The 1,591-nt window shown below is 53.7% G+C and carries 1 protein-coding gene; it reads right to left on the bottom strand.

All coding sequences use genetic code 11. The features are described 5' to 3' along the window. Window positions 1-130: 130 nt before the first annotated feature. On the bottom strand, window positions 131-1,477 hold the full coding sequence (locus M3G15_RS21295) for an ISLre2-like element ISTco1 family transposase (RefSeq protein ID WP_260072014.1): 1,347 nt from the start codon (window positions 1,475-1,477) through the stop codon (window positions 131-133). Window positions 1,478-1,591: the final 114 nt, after the last annotated feature.

Raw genomic sequence — 1,591 nt, 5'->3', positions numbered from 1 at the left:
GTCAGTGTCAAGCTAGCGTGGGCAGTCATTTAAGATGCCTGGAACGCGAACCCCGAAGGAACCTCTTCCTTGTAAGCGCTTTGCTTCGTTCTTTCATCAAACACAAGTGATTTGTCAGAATTTTTTGCCGTTATCCGCGAAGTGCTTTGAGTGCCATACCCGTTGTGCTGCTTTGCTTCGGTCCTTGCAGCATGCGAATCATTCCAGCGATACAACCCTTGACCGGTTGCGTCACGTTCTTGAGCAATTGCCGCATGTTTATCGACTGCTGCGGCGTTGCCTGCTTACTCGCTTGTCCTTCAACCGTTCTTACCACCGTGCCCGCTTCTTGAATCCTCATCATCGTCCTCAGCATCGCCCTGACGCCTCGCTCACTCCAACTGTACCCGCCACGCTTCGTCCGCTTGGCGAATATACGCATCTGCGATTCCGCGCTTCCCATCGGGCGCATGCCGCTTGTGTCGATCCCCTTCGCCTGGAGTGTTTTTCGGTAGTCGTCCAAATGCTTCTCATGCCGCTTTAGAAATCTTTTATACGGCTTCCAATCCTTCCGGTTCTCTTCCGCTATCTCTTGCTCCGACACGCCTTCCAGGACCGCCATAAGCGCGGCTGCATCCTGTTTGGCCAAAGACCGTCTCACTCTCTCCCACACCTGCGGCAAATGACCGACAAAGCGTTTCAAATCACGCGCCACATGAAAGCGGTCCAGCATGTACAGACATTGGTGAAAGTAGGATGTACATTCCCCGATCCACGCCGCGCCGTCTCCGTTCACCACAAGCCACGTGTTCTCGTCGATTTCGTAACGCTCCACCAGAAAGTCCCCGAACCCTTCCCAGAAGTCGCCGCCGCTCGTATGCAGGTAATGCTGTTTGTTCTTCAGCTGTACCCGCTTGCCGTTCTTCTCCCAGCCTTCGTGTACGACTGCAATTGCGTTCTCCATCCCGCGCTTTTTGCTCCGCTGCAGCTTCGTGTACAGCCCATCCACTTCCACGAACAGCACGCGGGCAGCGCGCCGTTTCACCGCTGGCATCGGCTGTTGCGCACGCTCCATCAGTTTTTCCCTGATCGCTTGGTGGCTCAGCACATTGTAGCCCAAAAGCTGCTCCAGCCTCTTTGCGCTGTCCCGGTACGACGGTCCTTGGCTTGCGAATGCGATTGCTGTCTCTTCCAAATGCGGACTGACTTTCCCGCGCCCTTCGAATTGCAACAGCTGATCCAGCAGATACACGTGTTTGCCGCTTCTACGGTCACAGTACAATCTCCGCTTAAAGCGCACATTCCCGAACACTGTGTTGACGCTTGTTTCACGCTCGTCCTTTACTCGATAACGCTCTCGGTCCCGTTGCTCCAGGATCTGCTGATCCAGCGCCTCCAGCACCTGCTTCATCGCACGAGCGAATTCCTCCTGCATTTTCCGGAAAATCCATTGCTCAATCTCTTTCATCGTCGGCATTGTTGTGGTAAAGTGGCTCACAGGAGCTTCCTCCTTCTTGGTGTGTTGTGCGCAAACATCACTTTACCAAGGGAGAAGCTCTTTTTCTATATCCGCTTTTTCCAATTCCTACACCCACAGAGATTTTACACTATC

Origin of the sequence: Paenibacillus sp. p3-SID1389 (assembly GCF_025151705.1) — a bacterium.
Lineage (GTDB): Bacteria > Bacillota > Bacilli > Paenibacillales > Paenibacillaceae > Fontibacillus > Fontibacillus phoenicis.
The sequence above is the reverse complement of the archived record's forward strand: the minus strand, read 5'-3'. Positions and strand labels throughout refer to the sequence as shown.